Source organism: Daejeonella rubra (genome assembly GCF_900103545.1).
GTDB lineage: Bacteria > Bacteroidota > Bacteroidia > Sphingobacteriales > Sphingobacteriaceae > Daejeonella > Daejeonella rubra.
This window is the reverse complement of sequence record NZ_FNHH01000074.1, coordinates 1-1,175: the sequence shown is the minus strand read 5'-3', so window position 1 is coordinate 1,175 and position 1,175 is coordinate 1. Positions and strand designations below refer to the sequence as shown.

Sequence of the window (1,175 nt, the reverse complement as noted above, 5' to 3'; positions counted from 1 at the left end):
AATATTAACGTAACGGCCACAGCAGATGCAGGCTCCCTGACCGGAGCAACGCTTGCTGCCAATGTTCTTTCTTCCTCCTTAACCTCAGTCGGAACCCTGGGCAACCTGACGGTTACTAACCCGATTGCAGGCAGCATCACCGGCAATGCAGGAACAGCGACAACAGCTACTACAGCAGGAACGGTTACCACCGCTGCTCAACCAGCGATCACTTCGGTGGGCACTTTGACCGGCTTAACTGTTTCAGCCCCAATTACAGGTTCGGTTAGCGGCAATGCCGGCACCGCAACAGCGCTTGCTACCGCTCGTACGATCAACGGTGTATCCTTTGATGGTACTTCCAATATTAACGTAACTGCTACCGCAGATGCAGGCTCCCTGACCGGAACCACTTTAAATGCTTCCGTTGTCAATTCCTCCTTAACTTCAGTCGGAACCCTGGGCAACCTGACGGTTACTAACCCGATTGCGGGCAGCATCACCGGCAATGCAGGAACAGCGACAACAGCTACTACAGCAGGAACAGTAACGACCGCTGCTCAACCGGCGATCACTTCGGTGGGTACCTTGACGGGCTTAACAGTTTCAGCTCCAATTACAGGTTCGGTTAGCGGCAATGCCGGCACCGCAACAGCGCTTGCTACCGCTCGTACGATCAACGGCGTATCCTTTGATGGTACTTCCAATATTAACGTAACTGCTACCGCAGATGCAGGCTCCCTGACCGGAACCACTTTAAATGCCTCCGTTGTTAATTCCTCCTTAACTTCAGTCGGAACCCTGGGCAACCTGACGGTTACTAACCCGATAGCAGGTTCTGTAACGGGGTCAGCTGCAACGGTTACTACTGCTGCACAACCGGCAATTACTTCGGTTGGCACTTTAACGGGCTTAACGGTAACGGCACCAATTGCAGGAAACATCACGGGATCAGCTGCAACGGTTACTACTGCTGCACAACCAGCGATCACTTCGGTGGGCACCTTGACCGGCTTAACAGTTTCAGCTCCAATTACAGGTTCGGTTAGCGGCAATGCCGGCACCGCAACCGCCCTTGCTACCGCTCGTACGATCAACGGCGTATCCTTTGATGGTACTTCGAATATTAACGTAACTGCTACAGCAGATGCAGGCTCCCTGACCGGAGCAACGCTTGCTGCCAATGTTCTTTCTTC

Annotated in this window: 1 protein-coding gene; it reads left to right on the top strand. The window is 53.2% G+C overall.

All coding sequences use genetic code 11. The annotated features are described in order from the left end of the window. The coding region (locus tag BLR27_RS18630; RefSeq protein ID WP_221406381.1) for a beta strand repeat-containing protein at positions 1-1,175 on the top strand (1,175 nt) is incomplete at both ends.